A 19,430-nucleotide genomic window follows, 5' to 3' on the forward strand; every position below is an offset into this window, starting at 1 on the left:
AGTTCTGGGCCGCGTTGGCCCTGCTGGCGTTCCTCCAGTTGACCGCCAGCGCGCTCAACCTGCTGCCGGTGCCCGGCCTGGACGGTGCGACGCCATGGCCGCGATCACCGAAGGCACCGCCGGCCTGGTCGCCGCCGTCCGACTGCTCGTCCGCGACGCCATCGCCACCTGCGTGTCCCGCCTCATCGTGTACGCCGGTGAGCTGGTGATCACCGGCGGGCTCGCCGCGCCGCTGGTCGTGGAACAGGTGACGACGCTGGTGGCGTCCTGGGCGGCCCGTATCGCGAAGCTGCTCCGCGCACTGTTGAACAGCCTTCGCCGGCTCGTTCCGGAGGTGCGTCGCCTGGGCGACCTCATCGACAAGCTCAAGCAGGCGCTGGGACGGCTCAGGCAAACGGACGCGAAGACGGAGGGTCTGAGCCGGGTACGCGGCAGGGGTGCCGGCCCTCGAATGCCGATGACGATGGCGTCGGTGCGGACCATCGCCGCCAAGTACGGCATCGACGTCTCCGACATCCAGTTCACCATCAACAACCGCATCTCCGGAGTGTGCGGGATGACCAGACCCGACGGGTCGGTCACACTCTGCCGCGAGGCATTCCGGAGTGAAGAGGATCTCGCCCGTACTCTCGAACACGAAAGGTTCCACGTGTCGGAACTCCGGGACGGCCGCCCCTACCCCACGACACGTTCGGAGGCCGACGCCTTCGAGGATCGGGCCTACGCGCACGAGGAGCAGTGGTGGGACAACCAGCAATCTGGTCCGGAAGGAGTTGACTAATGGCGACCTTCGACCAGTGGCTCGACGCCTACGACGTCGCGTACCGTGCACTGCCCGCAGTCACGGACTTGCCCTGCCCGAACTGCGAGCACCGCACGCTACGGCTCGTCTTCACAGGGCCGTCGGGATCGGCGTACGGCTACGCCTCGTTCTGGTGTGACACCTGCCTTGAGGGCATCCACATCTCCCGGGTACCGATTCCGGAGGGAGTTGTGGCCCGGTCGTCCGACGACCCCGCCGAGGATCGTCGCTGCGGCATCCCGGACTACCGACTGGCCACGTGATCCTGGGATGAAAGGCATCCTGGACCGCAGCCTCGGCCCGCTGGTATCCGTCGTGGGGAAGTGATGGCCGGCATCATCGTTCTGAGGCCCGGAGTGGACTGGACCGCAACAGGCGGCCTGTTCGACTGGACGCTTGAATTCCTAATCTCCCGGTTGTCGGACAAGCAGGCGGCGCAGCACCTCCAGGAGATCGTCGACAACAACCTGGGTTCATTGTGGATCAGCGAGATGCCACATATCGCTCAGCAGGAAGTCGTCGGTCACTGGCGGCATGGCCTGGTGGCGACCGGAGAGCAGCAACTACCCGACACCGGCCAGAAGGCGGACGCCATCCGTCACCTTCAGGAGTTGGTGGATGCCGCCTATGCGGCGGGTTTCCCAGAGTCGCCGGGCCGCCCCGGTCAGAGCTGAGGGTCGGACATTGGGCATGCTGGTTGTCACACGCCGAGTGGAAGCCTCTTCCGACGAAGTCCGGTACGAGTTCGGCATGTGCGACAGGTTCGACCGCATCTTGACGATCCACCCGGGCACCCTTGAGGCGTGCGTCGGCGACGCCCACTTCGACTCGGCCGCTGGTGGCCATCACCGCCAAGATCGCCAATGCCTGGCGGCGCACCGGCCAGTTTCCCGCACGGGCGGTCTTCGCCAGCTGAGGCACGAACCGACAGGTGCCCGATGCCGCTCACCGGGGCAGCCGGCGGGCGCAGGCGCCGTCGTGGCCGTCGCGGAGAATGCAGCGCCGGCCACCCGGCAGCCGCAGGTCGCAGAAGACGCGGTAATGAAGAAACTGCTCGTCCTCCTCGGACACGGTCATCTCCCCCGGGTCCATCATCGGCAGCACGGTGATCCAGCGGCCGATGACCCGGGCCAGGCGCTGCGCGGCCGGCAGATCGGCGGCGACCACGGGCAGGTGGATCACGTATCGCCCGCGCACCGACGACCACCCTCGGCTTGCTCGGACCGCCACCGGCGCAACGCGTCCTTTACGACGGCGGTCTCGCGCCGGCTCCGCGCGAGCGCGTCGTAGACAGCGGCCATGTCGACGGCGAGCCGGTCGAGGAAGGCGTACACCTCATTGGGGTTGAGGCCGCGACGTCCAAGGCGTGTCGGCGGGAAGCGGCGCTCGCGCCGCAAGTTCATCCGCGGTGCGCTGAAGTTCCCGCAGCTCAGCGGAGGTGACAACGCCATCCGCCTCGGCACGTGCGCGGACCCCGGCGAGAACTGCTCGTGCTCCTGCCGCGCCGTCGTCTGGGGCAGCCCCGCGCGACCGGCGAGCAGCGCCAACTGGTTGGCCTCGTCACGTCCGCCAAGTGCCAGCGGTGCTGGTCGCCGCCCGGACGATGCCGGACCAGCCCCCCATCTCGGCGGAGAGTCGTCGGCGGATCAGCCCTTCGCTGGGACGACCGGTGGAGCGCGCCCACGAGGCGTAGCCCTGGATGGTGACCCGGTCGACGCTGCCGGCGTACTCGGCGACGGCAGCCAGTAGGTCGTCAGCCGAGTACGCCGTCTCCGCGGCCCGGGTCGCGGCCGGGACAACGACATCCGTGGCTCGGCGGCGGTAGAGCTGAGCCGGTCGTCCCGGCCCACTCCGGTCGACGTGTTCGGTGCCCTCGATCTTGTCGTCGACGAATCGGCGGAAGGCGTCCTTGTGGCTGACCCGGCCGTCGACGGCATCGTGGATCTGCTGCAGTTGGCGGATGGTGAAGCGCTCGTTAAGGAGCCGGTCCGGATCGGCCGCGTCGCGGTAGCGGGCCCGCAGGTCGTCCACGGCCCGGGCGAGGATCTCTTCGTGGTCGGCGGGCAGCGTGGCCTGGCCTTCGGGCAGCGGCGGGCGATCCCCGTCCGGCGGGGCCACGGGCGCGAGGTGGAGATCGGGCCGCTCCTCGACCTGCCGACTGATCCGGTCGTACGGAACGGTGTCGGCGTGCGCGACCGAGATGACCCACCCCCGGGGGTCCCGGTCGGGGTCGTCGAAGACGTGCAGCTGGCGAGGGGCGAGCCCGGAGACGTCGCACTTGTCGTGCAGCAGCCGCAGCACGGCTTGGGCCAGCCGCTCCCGTTCTTGCACGAAGGTGCCGGGCAGCGCCCAGCGGCTGCCGTCCAGGGGCTCGTCCCGCCGCACGAGCAGGGCCGCGAGCTGGCCGGTGTCCGGGGTCACCGTCATCAATGCGACGTCCACGGCGAGCGACGGACGAGGGTAGTCGACGAGCCGCCTGCCCTGGCTGTCGCGCCATGCGGAGGGAGCACCGATTTTCACGCCCCCACCTTATCTTGCTTACCGCGAAAACCCCTGCTAGCTTTATCGCGCCGAACGAGATAAGTACCAACAGGAGGCTTCGATGACAGCTATGCCCGCCCTGCACCTGGGCGCCCCGACCCAGGCCGGACCGCTCACCGTCTTCCCGGTGTGGACGGATGCCCCGATCGCGCCGGCCGCCTGCCGCACCTCCCTGCCGGCGGACGCCCGGATCGACGAGCTGCCGACCCCGGTGGTCGGGAAGCTGCGGGTCAGCAACCCGGGCGGCACTCCCCTGCTGCTGCTGGAAGGCGCGCTGCTCGACGGTGGATGGCAGCACCGAGTGGTGACACGCAGCGTGCTGGTCGACGCCCAGGGACAGCGGGACGTGCAGGTCGCCTGCGTCGAGCAGAATCGCTGGGCGGGCGGCAAGATCCAGCGCCTGGCCCGACACCGCGCGCCGCTGGCCGTACGCGGTGCGTTGCACGGCCTGCGCGCGGAGACCCCCGGCCGCGGGACGGCGGTCGACCAGAGCGACGTGTGGCGGCGGGTGAGTCGCTACGAGCGCGATCTGGGCAACTCGCCGACCTCGTCCCTCGTGGACCTGCAGGACCGCCAGGCGGCGGAGTTGGCGGCAATCCTCAGCACGACCCGTCCGCTGTACGGGCAGCGTGGCGTGCTCATCGGTGCGGCCGGCCACCCGGTGCTGCTGGAGGTCTTCGACGATCCGCCGACGCTGGTCGAGCAGTGGGAAGCCCTGCTGTCGGCGGTGGCCCTGGACGCGCGCCTCGCTCCGCCGCAGCCCACTCCCGGGCGTCGAGCGCGCGCATTCGTCCAGCGCCTCACCACGGCGCCGGTCCGCTCGACCAGCATGGGCGGCAGGGCGGTCGCGCTCGACGCGGACGCGGACAAGCTGCTGTCGGCTCGGGGCATCGCCCTCGGCAACCGGCTGCTGCACCTCGCAGCCGTGAACGCGAAGCACCAGTTCGTGCTCGCCGCATGAGCGTACGCCGTCCTTAATCGGCTCGGCGCGGGCCTATGCGCCGGTCGTCAGGGGCTCTGCCTTTTCCTTCATGATTTCTCCCCACTCGTTCGACGGATCGTTCTCGTCAGGCCGTCTGGCCGACGCCAACGCGGGCGCGGCGGCAGCCGACACAAACGGCGGAACGGCTTCTGGACGACCGGCCCTGCAACAGCGACTCTTCCTCTACCAGGACCGAGGCTCAACGTACGCGGGCAGGACGGGGGCCCGGGCAGGCTCGTTACTCCGGTTCGGCTGCCGGACGAGGACCTCAGCTCGTTCCACGGGTGAGACTGTAGACCGCACGTCGTGGCGGCTTCGATCGGCTCGGCAGACGAACAAGCACTGGTCGACAGGGCGACCGTGGCGTGCCGCGCAGCGGGTGCCCCATCGCTGGCGGCGAGGCTGGGGCAGCCGCTAGCGTCGATCTGCGCCCGTCAACTGGAACTCGTAACGGTCCGCCTCCCGTGCGACAGCGCGGACGAGAGTTTGGAAGGCGTCCGCGGTGAGGCCGTCCTTCGGCGTCCACCCGTGGGCGATCATGCGGCCCTCCGCGTCGACCCGGAAGCCCACCAGCCGGCTGTGGCGGTTCCTCTCCCAGGCCTCCCGATACAGGCGGTCCCACCGCCCCACGGTTTCAGCCCCGGCGACCACAGCGGTAAGGACATACCCCTCTGCGCCGTCGTGTACATGTACGGAATGTGAGCGGCCATTGGCGAAGGAGACTCTCACCTGCTTTCCCTTCGGCCGCATGTCATCGGTCTCGCAGAGCCGACGCCAGTCATCGCGCATGCCGCACATCCCGCTCCAACTCCGCCCTGAACTCCGTGAGTAGTCGATCGCGTTCGGGAAGATGCTCCCGTTCAAGCCCATCGGCCAGCGTCGTGACCCGCCGGATCAGCGCCGCGACGCGAGGCGGGTCGTACGTCGGCCCGGTGAGAAGGACATCTTCCTCCACGGTGACGTCGTAGCTGCCGCCGCGAGCCTCCACGGTGCCGAGCCGCGCCGATATGCCGGCCGACCACCTCGCCAGGTCATCCCACTGGTCCCCGGTGCTGATTCTCCCAATCGGGCTCACACACCGGACGACGAGATGCGAGCCTTCCCGTTCGAGTTGCAGACTGAACGGCTGCTGCCGTCCGCCAGCGAAGACGACCGTGCCGAGGAGCGTGCCCTCTCCGGGCTGGTTCCGCTCCCATTCGACCGCGACGCCGCCCAGAGGCACACGTGGCAGCGCTTTGAAGCGTTCGAACTGCTTCATGGCGAGCGCCTCGTCCACCGCCAGTGGCCGGACCTGCCCGTCGAGGTGCTCGGGGCGTACGGGAAAGGATGTCCGCAGCGGTTCGGCCGGCGGCGGTGGGACGTCCTCGTCGACCAGTGCCTCCCGACTGATGTCCAGGTGGCCGTCGCCGGTGGTGGGCAGGACCAGACCTTCGTGCATCAGCCGGAGAAAATCGTTGATCCTGCGTAGTACACGACGGACCTGCAAGCGTTCGACCGTGTCGGTGAGATGGGGGTAGTACACCTGCAGCAGGTCGTCGCCGTCCGCACGGTTCAGGGCAGTCAGCCGGCGCTCGCTCTCGGACCGCACCCGGTCGATCCGTCCGATCCGCTGCTCGATCGCCGACGGTGTCCAGGCCAGACCGTAGTGGTAGACGCGTGAGCAGAAGGTGTGCAGATCCTCCCCTTCCTGAAGGAGGTCGGTGCAGATCAGCACGAGCGGATAACCGGGGAGACGGAACTGGTGCACATGGCGCCTGTTGACCCGGCCGGACATCCCGGCGACGGGCTCCTGCGCGGTGAGGAGTCGGCTGACAAGAGCGCGTGCTTCTCGCAGATCGACCACCCTCGCATCGGGCAGGTTGGTGTCGAGGACGAGCTCGTAGTGCTCGGCCAGGGCCGCAAGTTCATCCAACCCTGCCCACTGTCGGGTGCCGGGTGAGGCCGCTGCCTGGCTTTCGAGTTCATCCAGGTATGCGGTGATCGCCACGTCCGGCCGGTCGATCGCGGCGGAAGGCTCCAGCGCTGGCAGGTGGTCGGTGACCACGGCGTACAGGTCGAGGAAGGCGTGCCCGAGGCGGGCAGCGGCAGAGAGGAGCTGTGCGCGGAGATACTGCTCGCGAAACGACTCGCCCGGGTCGGCCCCGGTGGGCTCCGGCCAGATCAGGCTGCGCAGCCGCTCCCGCCGGCGAAGCTCGGTGAAGAAGGTCCTGGTCTCCAGCAGATCCGGGTCCGCCTCCGCCGAGACGGCGCTGCGCTTCTCCGGACGGTACAACTCACGCCAGATCACCTCGGCACGTTCCCGGTATGGCCCTTCGTGGTGGGCGAGCAGTTCGAGCGCGGCGGCCTGGACAGCGTCGAACCGCGCGGCTCGGGTCGCCTGCTTCGCCTCGGTGAGGTAGTGGCGTGAGTGCTCGCGGATGAGCCGGTCGACCTTGTCCCGCTCCTGGCCGAGCGCGCCTGCCAGCAGTTCCCGGACCTGCCCGGGGCCGGCGTCGAGAAGCGTCATGACGTGGTTGTCGTCGAAGAAGGTGCCGAGCGCGCCGCCCTGGTTGCGGAACCTCGCCTGGACGGTCGCGCCGCTGACGATGCCGCTGGGTCCGGCACCCCGGAAGAACCATGCAAAGAATGTGTCCTGCCCGCCGGCGTCATCGTCCTCCCGAACCTGTTCCACCGCCGTGGGAGCGGCCGGGTCACGTAGCGATCGCTGTCGGCGGAACTCGTCGACGGCGTTCTCGAACGCCGGCCGATGCCGCTCCTTCAACCGGTTGCGTAGTCGGTCGACGAGCCAGTCGCTGTACTCGTCGTCGAGCTTGCGCTTGAGTTCGGTGACGGACGCGACCCGGCGGACGAATACCAGCCCTTTGCGGCCGTCGCGCCAGGATGTGGCGAGGGTACGGACGAGGGCGTCCATTTTCGGGTGCGGCAGCTCGCGGCCGAACCGCCGGAAGTGGTCGCGGGCCAGGTCGTTGAGCATCGGCACGTCGATGCCCTGCCGCTCGATTGCGTCGGTGGCCTGCCCGGCGTCGTCGAAGTTGCCCTCGACGGCTTCGTCCGGAATGTCGTCGGGGTCCTCCGTCGCGGTCGGTTTCTTCGCGGCGCTGGTTTCGAGGAACGACTCGAACGACGCCAGCATGCCGACCTGGAACCGGGTGCCGAACCGCTCGTCGTCGAGCAGTTCGCTCACCTTCTTCTGGACCAGCGCGACGGTCAGTCGCTGGCGGTCGTCCGAGATCCGGATCGGCTCATCGTGCTCGGCGACGCCCCCGCCGCGCCACTCCCGCCGGTAGAGATTCTTGGTCAACTGCTGCCCGGAAACCTCCAGGGATGTCACCCGGCGGATCAAGAACTCCCCTGCCGCCTCCCGCCGCTGCTGCTCCGTGGCGTCGGGGTCCCGTAGCGGCCGGAAGGGCTCCGCCAGCCCGAAGACATCGAGCTGATTCCACAGTTGCCGGTAGTCGTCGTCCACCGGCGTCGCGGACAGCAGCAGCACCTTGCCGGCCCGCCGGCCGTACTTCTCACGCAGTCTCCGGTCGACGTCGGCACTGTCGCGGCCGAGCACGGTGGCGAGCACCCGGTTTCGGGAGGACGACTGCGGGCCCCTGCCGTGTTTCAGGTTGTGCGCCTCGTCAACGATCACGAAGTCGAAGTGAGGCAACGCGGCGTTGATCGCCTGCGCGAACCGGTCCTTGATGACGTCCGCGTTGGCCCGCAGGTCGACCAGGTCGTCGGGAAGCCACGGCACCTGCGCGCACAGCCGGTCACGCAGGTTGCGGCGCTGCTGGGCGTCACGGCGCAGGGGCAGGCTGAAGCTGGGAAGCCGGACGAAGAAGTCGCGGTCGGGGCCAACTGCGGTCTCCTCCAACAGTTCGATCAGACTCCGGCAGTGCACGAGCGGTCGAACCGGCAGCCCACCCGGCATCCGCACCCGCAGGTCGTCCACGCGCACGTTGTTCTTGGTGAAGACGCCCTGCTCCCGCTCCCACTTCTGCTGGATGTTCTCCCGCGGCGCGATGACGAGCACCCGCAGGTCCGGGGTGAAGTGGCGCAGCAGCGCGACGACGCCGAGCGCAACGTACGTCTTGCCCATGCCGACCTCGTCGGCCAGGTAGGCGACACGATGGCGCTGCAGGATGTTGTGCAGGGCGACGGCCCCGTGGAGCTGATCCCTCGCCCGCTGCGGATTGTGGATTTTCCGGTCGAAGTCCAGTAGCTGCGCCGCGGTGTCTACAGTGATCATCATGCTGTCACCGTCGCCGTCTCGCCCAGGAACCGGGGCTCGTACCAGTCGAGGAACTCCGCCATCTCGGCGTCGTTACGGGCGATGAGCTGCTCTCGCAGGACGGCCCGCACGGTGAGCGCCTCTTCCAGGCGGGAAACGCCGGCCGGATCCGACGCCCAGAATGCGGGGTAGCGGCAGCGTATGAGGTCGGCGAGCTGTTGCGCGCAGAGCACCATGAGGTACCGATCCAGCCGATCCCCCGCCGTCTCGTTCGCCATCTGCTCGACGAGGACGGGCAGGGAATCGTACTTGGCGCCGAACATCCGGAATCGAGCCTCCTCGACCCGTTCTTCGTCGAGGGCGTCGCGCACGGCGCGACCCAGCGACGCGAACCCGTGGAATATCCCGGCGAACCGATCGAAGATGGTATCTGGAGGGGCCTCCACCGGCAGCCCCTCCCCGGGTCCGCGCAGCGCCTCGCCGTGCGCGGCCAGGTAGGCGTTTCGCTGCTCCGCGGTGAGCATCGACCAGTAGCGAAGGATGTCGGCGGGGCTCAGGTCGAGCAGAATCGACGGGCGATGTGCCATGCCGGCCTCGTGGACGAGGACGATCCCGCGCTGGTCACCGGCGACCGCGGTGAGGAAGCTGGTCTCGCGGAGCCGCTCGCGCAGGATCGCTGCGTCGTCGACGGTCAGCGCCGTCCAGACGGCTCGCTCCAGCTGCCCGACGTCGAAGAGGTGAACACCGCGGTCGTACACCTGGATGGGCCGGCTCTCGCCCGCGCCGTCCCACAGGACCTCCGCCTGCCCAGATGCCCAGTCGTACCGCGCCAGCAGCGGCACGTAGCCCTGATCGACGCCGTCGTCCTCGCCAACCGGTTGCGCGAACGGCGGTGGCTCCTCGATCGCCTCCAGCCAGAACCGCGGGCGCCGGTCGATGGCCAACTCCGACAGCACCCCGCTCTCGACGTTGCCGCTGCCCGAGTGCGCCGGGCTGGTCAGGTTGAACGACCCGACGAGCGTGATCTCCCAGTCCTTGGTGAAGAAGCGGTACACCTTCGCGTGCACGGTGCGGTGCGCCGCTCCCGCCGCCTGCTTGCCGCCGCGCGCGAGGATCGCCTTGGGCAGCCGCCCCCATTCGCCGCCTCGCTCGCGCACCCAGTCGTAGAGCTCCGGACGGCACCGCGCGAGACCGCCCTCCTCGGGCAGCAGCACCCGCCACTTTCCCGGTTGAAAACGGTCGATCAAGGTCTCGAGCGGCACTGACGCGTCCGCATCGTCGAGATACGGGGAGAGCACCTCCAGATCGGCGTGACGTAGCCACTGGCCGGCGGCGGTGTCGAGCTGGTCGACCAGCGACTGCGCACCGCGCCGCCCGTTGAAGAGGAAGTGCGGGTGCAGCCGACCGTTCGCCGTGCGGTGCACGATTGGTTGCACGGTACGAAGCATGCCGTGGATGTCGTCCAGAGCTGCGTGGGTGTCGAAGTTCTTCGCCATGGTCCGCAGGTGGCTGAGGAACCGCTGAACGTCCGGAGCGGTCCGCGACCGGCCGAACTCGGCAATCTCCTCCAGGTGGGCGCACTCGACGTTCTCCCACCAGCCCGCCTGGGTCAGGTTCGCCGACCCGGTGAGCACGACCAGCGAGCGTTCCTGCGTCGACGTGTCCCGCACGAGGATGAACGCGCTCTTCGGATGAAAGTAGCCGGTGCGGGGCCGGACCGGGAATCGACGCACGTCCAGGCAGGCGGTTCCGTCACCCGTCACGATTGCGCCGGGGTCGTAGTAGACGGCGACGCGACCGGCAAGTGGACGTAACGCCTCCTCGAGCTGGACGCGCCGGATCTGTGGGTCCTGGTGCAGTTGAAGGTCGAAGAGAGCCGGAAGGATCTCGCGCTCGAAGAAGCCGGGATCGAAGCGGAACGTGCAAAATACGGCGGCCAGCACCTCTCGGCCGTTGATCTGGGCGCGCAGCGCCTCGGTGAGTACCGCCCGGGGAATGCCCTCGCTCACGCCTCACCCTTCCCGATCGCCAGCAGCATGGACACGAGTGACGGGATGAAGTACGGGTACCACCACAGCTCCGGAATCTGGTCGCCGGTGGGTAGGCCGGCCGGCTCGTCGCGGAACCGCACCCGCAGCTGGTCCTGATCGGTTATCTCCAGCCAGGGGAGCGCTCCACCGCGCTCCCGCATCACCGTGGCGTTGCGCTCCGCCAACGCCCTGATGAGCTGCGAATAGTCACCGCCGGCGAGGGCCTCGGCGATGCGTGGCCATTCCTGACCGGGCAGCGCGGAGACCGCAAGCGGGTCGATCGAGCCGAGGCGGTCACCCCAGGACGACCGAAGGTCGGCCACGACCTTGTCGATGTGGGCGCCGTTCCGCCCGAGCAGGTAGCTGAAGAGCAGGGACGCCGGTGCGAGCACGGATTCGCAGGCGATGACCCGGCGCACCAGGTCGGCGATGTCGTTCCAACCGCGCGACTCGGCATCGTCGGCGATCGCCATCAGGTACGGCCGCGAGGGCCAGACGGATTCGGATGGTCTGGTTTCAAGGAGAGTGGCTAACCTGGGCTGCCGCCCCTCGGTCGGGTCGCCCGGGCCGCCCTCGACCAGGTGGTACCGGTAAAAGTCGACCTCCTGCTGCGACATCGCCGGGCTGAAGATGCTTGCCACCGACTTACACTTCTCGTTCGCCCCGAGGTCGAACAGCACCCGGTCCCGCCGCAGTTCCCGGACGAGGTGGCGGGCATCCGGGCCCCACCCAGACTCGAGTCGCGGTAGATAGACGGCGTCCACGAAGGCGGCCGCCTCCGGGGTGAGCCGCGCAGGGCTTCCCGGGGCGACGAGTCCGGACGTCCGCGCCGGGGAGGTGTAGTTGCCGAGCAGCCCGTCCGTCCGCTGGTTGCTGAGAATTTGGTGCTCTGGCTGCGCCGACAGGTGCACCTTGCCGCCATTGCTACCCGCCTTCGCCGCCCGCGCCGCGATCCGCTGCAGGCCGAAGAAGCCGCGATGACCGTGTACGACGTGCCGCACGTACGCCGTCATCTGCTCCCAGATCAGGAAGGCGTTCGTCGGGTTGTCCAACTCGTCCGCACTTGTGAGCTCGGCGAGCCTCAGCCCGACGAGCAAGGTGGTGAAGCCCTCTAGCGAGTCAGTGACGGTGGTGAGATTGCCGATGAGCGGCCGTCCCGTCGCTGACCAGACAGCCTGCGCGCCGAGGCCGTCCCGCGACCCCTTCACGCGAGCACGAGGATCCAGGTCGGTCAGGAAGAGGGCCACGGGCGCAATCATCATCAACTGGATTTCGGCTGCCAATCCTCCGTACCGACACAGATCTCGGGCGATCCGCCTGCGGTGGCGGCATGCATGGCTCGGCTGCCGTCGGTGAATCGACCGGTCGCGACTTGGCGCGCCGGACGATATGGACATTCACTCGAGCCCACTAGGTTAGGCGGATGCTGACAGCGGGGATCGATCTTGCGGCGGAGGACACCAACACCGCGGTGGCCTGGATCCGGTGGACTGCTGTCGGAGCGGTGCTGGAGGAGCTGGTTATCGGCGCCGGCGATGATGAGCTTTTGCGGGCGGCATCGGCCACCGACAAGGCCGGGATCGATTGTCCGCTGGGTTGGCCGGAGCCGTTCGTCGAATTCGTCATCGCCCACCACCGTGGCGAGCTGGCCGCCCCAACCGACCTGATCGGGCGCGACTGGCGCAGAACACTGGCTTGGCGCCGCACCGACGTGGTGACCCAGGAGCTGACCGGTCGCCTCTCGCTCAGCGTGGCCGCGGATCGGATCGCACACACGGCCATGCGGTGTGCGGCCCTGCTGGCGCGGCTCGCCGAAGGCGGGCAACCGGTGGACCGCAGCGGCGGCGGAACGGTCGTCGAGGTCTATCCTGCGGCGTCGCTGAAGCAGTGGGGGCTGCCCCATCGCGGATACAAGGGGCGGCAGCACAGCGGCGCACTGAGCGACTTGGTGGACGGACTGATCGCCAGCGCACCGTGGCTGCAACTCGGTGCGTTAGAGCCGGTGTGCAGGGACAGCGACCATGCAATCGACGCTGTCGTGGCGGCCCTGACCGCTCGTGCGGCTGCCATCGGTCAGGCCACCCGACCCGCCGAGGCCGACCTGGCCGCCGCCACGACCGAGGGCTGGATCGCCCTACCGACCGCACCACTGAGCAGCCTCACCACCGCAGGCGCCAAGGGTTGACGGCATGTCTGGCGAAGACTGCCTGAGCTAGGTCCGAGCTGGCGAGCCCATTCCCGATTCGTCCTGACCCGTATGCCCCATTGTGCGCCCTGGCCGCGGACGGCCTGTATGGCACCAGCCCGCGCCACTCGACCAGGACGAGGTTACTCCGGTGGCGTCCGCCGAGCGAAGCCGCGAGCCAGCACGATACGACGCAGCTGCCGTACGCCAAGCTCGAAGTCGTCAACATCGTTCGGCTGAATGTCGCCCGGTAGGGCCGCGAAGGCGGCAGCGGCCTCGTCAAGAGCGTCCAGCACGGCGAATTCGTCGGACTCCTCGGAGACCTCCCGGGCGGTGACCTGCTGCCAGCCGTCGTCGGCGAACATCAGGTACTCCACCTCGTCAGGCCTCAGATTGAGCTCCCGGCCCCACGTGGTTACCAGACACAGGTACCGGCGGTAGTCTTTAACGTTCCAGTCCAGACTGACGTGGCAGTCGGCGTGCTGCCAGAGCCATCGCTGTACGCGCCGATCGAGCACCAGCGCTGGCGCTGCCTCCGCATCACTGCAGAAGAACAGGTACTTGGTGGCGAAGGAGACGCCGAGGTAGCGAAGGCGGTGCTGCTTCAGCCATTCGAACGCCTCCGCCCCGCCATCGCGGCGCGTTCTCAACGCCACCTCGCGGAGAACCCGGGGCGCCTCGTCGTTCTCGCGCAGCACCCGGGCGGTTCGGAACGCACCGTACCCGACCCGCCCGTACCCCCACGCCATCGCCGTCACGAACGCCTGGACGGCCTCGTGCTCGCCCTCACCAGCCCGGCGGCCGCGTTCTGTCACATGGTCGCGGCCGAGCCGGTCCGGCAGCTCCGCGAGAAGGTCCTGATGCTCCGTCAAGCTGGGGAGCCACGTTGACCGGTTCCAACCGACCCCGCCCTGGGGCTGGCGCCCCTCGGCGTTCCATCCGCGAAGGAGCGCCCGCAAGCGGCTCGGAACAGGGACGCAGTCGTTCGACATGACGATCATGCTCTCACCAACGGAGGCCGAGACGTACAAGCAGACGGGCGAGGGGGAACACCGTTCGGCCAGGACTCCGACGACCTCGCCCACTGTGTACGACACCTCTGATGTTCGATCGGCCGGCACCTTCCCTGGGCTTCTTCTGTCTGCAACACTGTCACATCCAGGCGTCGTCGATGCAGAGAGGCAGCAAATGGCACCAACCATCCGAGTAGACGACGAGGTGTACGCCCTACTGCAGTCCAAGGCCCAAGCGTTCGTCGATACGCCCAACACAGTGCTGCGGCGACTCTTGAACCTGGCCGGAAGTCTCGCTGACCCCGTAGAAAGGCCACCAAGGAGAGCGCATGTGAAGCCGGCATCGTCCACCAAACTCGCTCGGCTGCTTGCCGACGGCGCCCTCGACGTAGATGAGCGCCTCGTCTGGGATCGGCGAAATCAGGGGAAGCAACACGAAGCGTGGCTCACGAACGATGGTCGGCTACGCCTGCGGGACGGTTCCCTGCACGACACTCCTTCGAGCGCTGCACGTCATGTCGCTGGTTATGAGGCCAACGGTTGGAAGGCCTGGCAACGGCAGCGCGACGGGAAGTCTCTCAGCGACATCTGGGAGGAACATGATCAGCCGGCTACAGCAACGACCGGCGCCGAAAGCAACGGGCCGTCATCGAAGGCGCCGCCTCAGCGTCCTGTCGGACGAATGCGCGGTCTGACGCCGCAGAAGGCCTTCCGAGGGTACATCCTGGTGATTCTTCAGGAAGCTGGCGGTCGGCAGGAGGCCGACAAGTTGCTCGCGGAGCTCGAACGCCGCATGGAGCATACCTTCCTCGAGGGCGACTACCGGATCCTCGATGGGCGCGAAGTGCGGTGGCGAAACGCCGCTCGCTGGGAGCGTAAGGACATGGTCGACGATGGATTGATCAAGCGATCCGAGAATCGTGGCGTATGGGAGCTCACATCGGAAGGCATGAACGCGCCGACGTGATGCGATGCAGCTCCGCCGCAAGCTTTCGGCGGAGCTCAGGGTCACCTGGGCTAGCTTCAAGCGGGGAACGGCAGGAACACGCTGGGGGTTCCGCTCCACGACACATGCAGCGCTTCACGGGCCCGGGTGCTCGCCACGAACAGCAAGCACCGCTCCCGGAGCAGGTCGCTCTCGTGCTGCGTCGGATCCACCTCGGCCGGCGTGACCTCCTTCGCGAACGGCACCGACCGCGCCGTAACACCGATCACCGCCACACACCGGAACTCCAGCCCCTTCATCGCGTGCATGGTGGCCAGCCGCACCCCGTCGACGTCCGCGCCAGGCTGATCCCGAACCCGCACAGAAGGAATCCCTGCGGCAGCCAACGCCTCCTGCACGTCGCCAAGAGTGAGGTTGAACCGAGCGCACACCGCGATCTCACTCGCCGCCACGCCCTGCTCCAGCCACTCCCCCACCCGCTCCACGAGCGCCGCGACCTCGGCCTGGCTCGTCGGGTACCCCGCAGCGTGGGGCCGCTTGCCGTGCAGCAGTGACCGGTAGCCGGCGAGGCTGTCGTCACGGTCGCCGCCGAGGTCCTCGATCCGCGATCCGGTGAGCACCCCGGTGGACCAGGAGAGGATCTCCTCGGTGCTGCGGTAGTTGACCCGCAACCGGCTGCTACGCCCGGTGACGGAGATGCCGAGGGCGTTGAGCGACACCCGGGAGTCGTAGATCCGCTGATGCGGGTCGCCGGTGATGAAGAGGTCGTCCGGGCCGGGCGTCACGGCGGTCCGCAGCACCCGCCACTGTGCGGGATGCGGGTCCTGCGCCTCGTCGACCACGACGTGGTCGTACCCGTGATCGGTGAGGTCGGCACCGCCGAGCAGCTGTGCCGCACGGGCGCAGATCTGCAGGTGGGTGGCAGTGCCGGCGGCCGACAGCTCCTTCTGGAACATGTCCACGGCGTCCCACACCCGGTCGCGCTGCCGCGGCCCGAGCGCCGACCCTCTCCCCCGCCGGCTGGCCGCGCGGTACTCCTCCCGGGTCTGCACGTTGTGGGCGAGGATCACGTGCCGGAACTCCTGGGCGAGGAACTGCTCGGTCCAGGGCAGGTTCAGCCTCCGGCACACCCGCCGCCAGACCTGCCGCTCGTCCACGTCGCCGACGGGGGTCGGCACCCGCCCGGCGAGGGCCCGCACGGCGCGGTGCGCGAACGCGTTCACCATGGTCACCTCCACCCGCGCCAACTGCTCCTCGTCGTCGAGGAGCAGCGCCAGGTTCTCCCGCAGGGTCCCGGCCAGGGCATTGGTGTACGTGGTCAGCAGCACCCGGCTATCGGGCGCACGGGAGAGCAGGTGCTTGCCCGGTGCAGCGCCACCACCGTCTTCCCGGTTCCCGGCCCACCCGTCACCTGGGCCGGCCCGTTGTAGGAGACCCGGTACGGGACCCGCCGCTGCGACGGGTGCAGGAACACCCGCCAGGCAGCGAAGGGCTTGTCAAGGATCTCGGCGAGCTCGTCCGGCCGAGTCACCAGCGTGATGCGGTTGGCGGTGTTGGCGATCGCCACCGCCAGACTCTCGCTCGACTCCGGCGTCGCGTCCGCCGGCCGGCGCTCGGCCACGACGTCACGGTAGACCTCCTCCGGCGAGAAGCCCTCGGCGAGGTATTGCAGCACCTCAAACTGGTCCTCGGGCAGCAGCGTGCCGAACGCGTCCAGCTGCCGCTTGTCGATGATCGTGCGTAACCGCCCGCAGCACCTGGTCGTCGATGCCGAGGTGACGCAGCACAGTGTCGGAGTAGCGAGCGAACAGCAGGCTCGGCGCCTCCGCCGCGGCCTTCTCCAGCGCGGGGGTGAGCTGCTCGATGGCGACGACGTTGCGGACCTCCAGCGCCCGGGTCCCCGTTCACCGTGTAGAGCCGCTTCGCCGCCCAGGTGTACGCGTCGTCGTGCCGCACGACGTTGAGCAGCAGGAAGGTGTCGCTGCCGTCGTCGGGCGCCAGCACCACCCCGCGCCAGAAGTCCGTGATCCGGATGGTCCGCATCCGCGGGTCCCGCGCACTGTTCACCGACTCCAGATGCAGGCCCTTGTCGGCGTGCAGCTCGGCGATGCTGAGCTGCTGGAACTTCTCCATCGCCTTGCGTACGCCGGCCTTGACCGGCTTCTCCAGGACGTCGTAGCTCTGCCAGAAGCTGTTGGCGAAGGCGAGCTGCGGCACGGCCCCACCTCCTGCAATTGGTCAAGGGCGGTGGGTGCGACCCTACCGTTCCCCTGCGCCACGAGGTTGGCCACAGCGCCGGCGGCGAGCCGAACGCAGGTGCGGAGCGAGCCGTCACCGCCTTGTCCGTGGCGCACTCTGTCAGACCGTCCACTAGACGTCGATGTCGACGTCGATGCGGACAGCCCTCAGTGAAGGGCCTACCCTAAATCTCGATCACTGCGTTCGGGTCCGCCCAAACGGAGCGCAATTCCACGATGTCATTGAGGGGAGAGTGTTTGGCAACCTCGACGATCCCGGTGACACATGCGTGGATAGTTTCTGCGTCGCGGTCCTCGATAGCCTTGTCGAGCCTCGCGAAGAAGCCCCGATGCAGTTCGCGACGCTCGTTAAAGACGCGATCCAGATAGTCCCGCAAGCCTTGACTCGCCGCGCTGATTCTGGCGATCTCCTTATCGCGTTCAGCTGCGATTCGGGCGCGCTCCGTCATGTTGGCGTCGATGCGCTTAGCAACATCGACAATTGCCATGAGGTACTGGGCGGCGTCTGCTGTCGTGGCCATCCGGCCCACCGCTTCAAAGACCGTGTTCGGTCGGGTGTCAGGCATTGGGGTGCTCCGGGTTGTAGTTGCGGTACTTGACCACCAGAAACTCGCTATTCGGGTCGAGCGTCAGATCTGGATTCACGACGGGCGCTGCGGCGACTTCGCCGACACCCTTCACGACGAGGAGCGCCGCTTGGAGGCGGTGCGCATGATCATCGTTGTCGAGGTCGAATCCGCCGGGCTCGCGCTCAGCCTGTTCCAGGCGGTCGACCGTTTCGCCTGCGCACCTCACGAGCCCTGCCAAAACTTCCTCGATCTCGCCGACCCGCTCGTCAATGCCGCGAAGGAGTTCGTTCCGTTGGTTGTATGTGGCGACCGCTTCCTTGACGTCTGCATCGCGCTTAGCAACTGCCTTGTCGGCGTCAGACTTCGACTTGATCATCAGGCCGACGCTGAGCGCGACCGCCGGGACCGCGGTGATGATGTTGAGCCGGAGTACGCCTGCTGCGATACCCCCGCCTCCCGCAGCCTTGGCACCGCCTCCAATCGCCGCGAGGGTTGCGTTTTTTGCTGCCACGCCGCTCAGAGTTTTGATCGCAGTTCCGGTAGATGCCGTGGCTACCTTCGCTACGGTTGCGTAGGCGGCACCACTAAGGCCACCTCCTGCGGCGGCCGACACAATACCGTTCATCGCGGCCGCGATTTCGCCAGGACTCGAGACGTCGGGCGATGCGCCAATCTCCCGTTTTTCGGGCGCCTCTCCCTCCTCGATGATTTGGCGTTCACGCATCCGCAACTGGCGCTCGTTCCGTTCTGCAAAGGCTTTGATCCGGGGCATCACAGTGTCGAGGGCGGACTTTTGATGCTCACCCAGCGTTCTCAACTTCGCAGAGGTGGAGTCAGCGGCGGCTCGGTGCTTCGCGTACTCATCATCGTGGTGGGCCTGCAGGTCTTCCACCTTTTTCTTCGCCTGATTCTCGATAACCTTGTTACCCACAAAGTTGGCGACCGCTGTTCCCGCGGCAACGGCCACGAGAACCACAGGAAACGGCATGACCCACCTCGACACTCAATCGTTGTTTCCGCGGCTCACACCCTAGCAGTGGTTGCCCGCTGTGCATCGGCTCGCAGGAGCCGGCAAAAATCGTAGGCTGTCCGCCTTGATCCGGTTGACATAGGAGCGCCCCTTAAGATCACCCATATGGCCGAGTCCCAGGTGCTGCCGAGCAGCTGGGCCGCACTCCCGCCCGCCAGGTTTCCGCCTACGTCACCGAGGCGCTGCGCCGCCGTCGAATATCCGACGATATGCAGCCGCATCGCGTGCTGCGGGCCAGGGCGAGTTCCCGTATGACCCGATCGGCGACGCGCAGCGGCGCGCCGCCCGCCAGGTCACCCCGGAGGCTCGCGAGGCGGCCATCGCCCGAGTGGCGGAGCTGCTGGGTCGCCCGACCGACAAGCTGCCGTGCGTACCTTGCAGCCGGCGCTGGACCTCGACAACGACGACGAGGCACCGCCCATCGGCAGCATGGCCCTGCACCGGCCGGCTCGTGCCGGCCACGCCGCATAGGTAGCGCTGGCCAACCAGGCCAGTCATCACCTCGCGGCCCAACCAGATCCGCGTCGTCCTCGGCGATGGCTGTAGACCTGATGACCTCACCGCTACCTGTCAGCCTGCGGTCGCAGCGCGGCGACCCGTGCCAGCACCGGCCGGAACGTAGCATCCTGGCCGTCCGGCCCGATCTCGACGCCTTCGAGCCACACCCACTCGCCGTCGTACCACTCGCTGAGGTCCGGCCGGACCCGCACGATCCGGAGCCGGAGCGGACCGTCCGCGTACCGGTAGTCGGACTCGGCGAGCTGGACCACGTCCCCGGCGGCGATCAACTCGGACACGAGTTTGACGGCGAGGAACGGATCGGGTAAGTTAGAGAGGTTGCCCCGGACGGGGTCC

At 68.1% G+C, this 19,430-nt stretch carries 19 protein-coding genes and 2 pseudogenes; 8 read left to right on the plus strand and 13 right to left on the minus strand.

Features of this window, described 5'->3' with window-relative positions:
* From AB0I76_RS07180 to AB0I76_RS07195, 4 genes and pseudogenes are all read left to right on the plus strand, one after another.
* A pseudogene (locus AB0I76_RS07180) lies at positions 1-86 on the plus strand (site-2 protease family protein); the annotation flags it as partial.
* A gap of 8 nt (positions 87-94) precedes the next feature.
* Complete coding sequence (locus tag AB0I76_RS07185; RefSeq protein ID WP_357031068.1) at positions 95-781, plus strand: hypothetical protein; 687 nt, start codon at positions 95-97, stop codon at positions 779-781.
* Entirely contained in the window at positions 781-1,065 is a 285-nt protein-coding gene (locus AB0I76_RS07190; protein ID WP_357031016.1) for a hypothetical protein, read from the plus strand. The genes AB0I76_RS07185 and AB0I76_RS07190 overlap by 1 nt, the downstream gene beginning before the upstream one ends.
* 63 nt (positions 1,066-1,128) lie before the next feature.
* Positions 1,129-1,476, plus strand: coding sequence for a hypothetical protein (locus tag AB0I76_RS07195; RefSeq protein WP_357031018.1), 348 nt, complete (start codon positions 1,129-1,131; stop codon positions 1,474-1,476).
* 271 nt (positions 1,477-1,747) lie between these two features.
* On the opposite strand, the gene AB0I76_RS07200 is transcribed toward AB0I76_RS07195, so the two are convergent.
* The 3 genes from AB0I76_RS07200 to AB0I76_RS07210 all read right to left on the minus strand — a co-directional run bounded on the left by AB0I76_RS07200 (position 1,748) and on the right by AB0I76_RS07210 (position 3,322).
* Positions 1,748-1,999, minus strand: coding sequence for a hypothetical protein (locus AB0I76_RS07200; protein WP_357031021.1), 252 nt, complete (start codon positions 1,997-1,999; stop codon positions 1,748-1,750).
* Positions 1,981-2,253, minus strand: coding sequence for a DivIVA domain-containing protein (locus AB0I76_RS07205; RefSeq protein ID WP_357031063.1), 273 nt, complete (start codon positions 2,251-2,253; stop codon positions 1,981-1,983). The genes AB0I76_RS07200 and AB0I76_RS07205 overlap by 19 nt, the downstream gene beginning before the upstream one ends.
* Positions 2,254-2,362: 109 nt before the next feature.
* Complete coding sequence (locus AB0I76_RS07210; RefSeq protein ID WP_357031024.1) at positions 2,363-3,322, minus strand: NUDIX domain-containing protein; 960 nt, start codon at positions 3,320-3,322, stop codon at positions 2,363-2,365.
* A gap of 82 nt (positions 3,323-3,404) precedes the next feature.
* On the opposite strand from AB0I76_RS07210, the gene AB0I76_RS07215 reads away from it, so the two are divergent.
* Positions 3,405-4,304, plus strand: coding sequence for a DUF6569 family protein (locus AB0I76_RS07215; protein ID WP_357031027.1), 900 nt, complete (start codon positions 3,405-3,407; stop codon positions 4,302-4,304).
* A gap of 435 nt (positions 4,305-4,739) precedes the next feature.
* Here AB0I76_RS07215 and AB0I76_RS07220 read toward each other — a convergent pair whose 3' ends face one another.
* Both AB0I76_RS07220 and AB0I76_RS07225 read right to left on the minus strand, forming a co-directional pair.
* Positions 4,740-5,114 carry a hypothetical protein gene (locus AB0I76_RS07220; RefSeq protein WP_357031032.1) on the minus strand — a complete coding sequence of 125 codons (375 nt, stop codon included), beginning with the start codon at positions 5,112-5,114 and terminating at the stop codon, positions 4,740-4,742.
* On the minus strand, positions 5,104-8,412 hold the full coding sequence (locus AB0I76_RS07225; RefSeq protein WP_357031066.1) for a helicase-related protein: 3,309 nt from the start codon (positions 8,410-8,412) through the stop codon (positions 5,104-5,106). Before AB0I76_RS07225 ends, AB0I76_RS07220 begins: the two co-directional genes overlap by 11 nt.
* Between AB0I76_RS07225 and AB0I76_RS07230 the strand changes: the two genes are divergently transcribed.
* Complete coding sequence (locus AB0I76_RS07230; RefSeq protein ID WP_357031071.1) at positions 8,365-8,535, plus strand: hypothetical protein; 171 nt, start codon at positions 8,365-8,367, stop codon at positions 8,533-8,535. The two genes, AB0I76_RS07225 and AB0I76_RS07230, sit on opposite strands and share 48 nt — an antisense overlap.
* 26 nt (positions 8,536-8,561) lie before the next feature.
* Here AB0I76_RS07230 and AB0I76_RS07235 read toward each other — a convergent pair whose 3' ends face one another.
* Both AB0I76_RS07235 and AB0I76_RS07240 read right to left on the minus strand, forming a co-directional pair.
* A complete protein-coding gene (locus AB0I76_RS07235) occupies positions 8,562-10,553 on the minus strand; it encodes a hypothetical protein (protein WP_357031035.1) in 1,992 nt (663 codons plus the stop codon).
* A complete protein-coding gene (locus AB0I76_RS07240; RefSeq protein WP_357031038.1) occupies positions 10,550-11,971 on the minus strand; it encodes a hypothetical protein in 1,422 nt (473 codons plus the stop codon). The genes AB0I76_RS07235 and AB0I76_RS07240 overlap by 4 nt, the downstream gene beginning before the upstream one ends.
* Before the next feature lie 26 nt (positions 11,972-11,997).
* Between AB0I76_RS07240 and AB0I76_RS07245 the strand changes: the two genes are divergently transcribed.
* A complete protein-coding gene (locus tag AB0I76_RS07245) occupies positions 11,998-12,759 on the plus strand; it encodes a DUF429 domain-containing protein (RefSeq protein ID WP_357031041.1) in 762 nt (253 codons plus the stop codon).
* 143 nt (positions 12,760-12,902) lie between these two features.
* Here AB0I76_RS07245 and AB0I76_RS07250 read toward each other — a convergent pair whose 3' ends face one another.
* Positions 12,903-13,760 (minus strand): hypothetical protein, encoded by an 858-nt coding sequence (locus AB0I76_RS07250; RefSeq protein WP_357031044.1) that lies wholly within the window; start codon positions 13,758-13,760, stop codon positions 12,903-12,905.
* Here AB0I76_RS07250 and AB0I76_RS07255 point away from each other — a divergent pair.
* Entirely contained in the window at positions 13,750-14,739 is a 990-nt protein-coding gene (locus AB0I76_RS07255) for a winged helix-turn-helix domain-containing protein (protein ID WP_357031048.1), read from the plus strand. The genes AB0I76_RS07250 and AB0I76_RS07255 overlap by 11 nt on opposite strands.
* Positions 14,740-14,795: 56 nt before the next feature.
* Here the strand turns inward: AB0I76_RS07255 and AB0I76_RS07260 are convergent, their stop codons facing one another.
* The 5 genes and pseudogenes from AB0I76_RS07260 to AB0I76_RS07280 all read right to left on the minus strand — a co-directional run.
* Complete coding sequence (locus AB0I76_RS07260; protein WP_357031052.1) at positions 14,796-16,046, minus strand: 3'-5' exonuclease; 1,251 nt, start codon at positions 16,044-16,046, stop codon at positions 14,796-14,798.
* Complete coding sequence (locus AB0I76_RS07265; protein WP_357031055.1) at positions 16,037-16,393, minus strand: hypothetical protein; 357 nt, start codon at positions 16,391-16,393, stop codon at positions 16,037-16,039. Before AB0I76_RS07265 ends, AB0I76_RS07260 begins: the two co-directional genes overlap by 10 nt.
* A 747-nt stretch (positions 16,394-17,140) precedes the next feature.
* Entirely contained in the window at positions 17,141-17,542 is a 402-nt protein-coding gene (locus AB0I76_RS07270) for a hypothetical protein (RefSeq protein WP_357031059.1), read from the minus strand.
* Positions 17,535-18,533, minus strand: coding sequence for a hypothetical protein (locus tag AB0I76_RS07275; RefSeq protein WP_357031062.1), 999 nt, complete (start codon positions 18,531-18,533; stop codon positions 17,535-17,537). Before AB0I76_RS07275 ends, AB0I76_RS07270 begins: the two co-directional genes overlap by 8 nt.
* Positions 18,534-19,138: 605 nt before the next feature.
* Positions 19,139-19,430: pseudogene (locus AB0I76_RS07280) on the minus strand (hypothetical protein); the annotation flags it as partial.

Source organism: Micromonospora sp. NPDC049799 (assembly GCF_040656655.1).
Lineage (GTDB): Bacteria > Actinomycetota > Actinomycetes > Mycobacteriales > Micromonosporaceae > Micromonospora.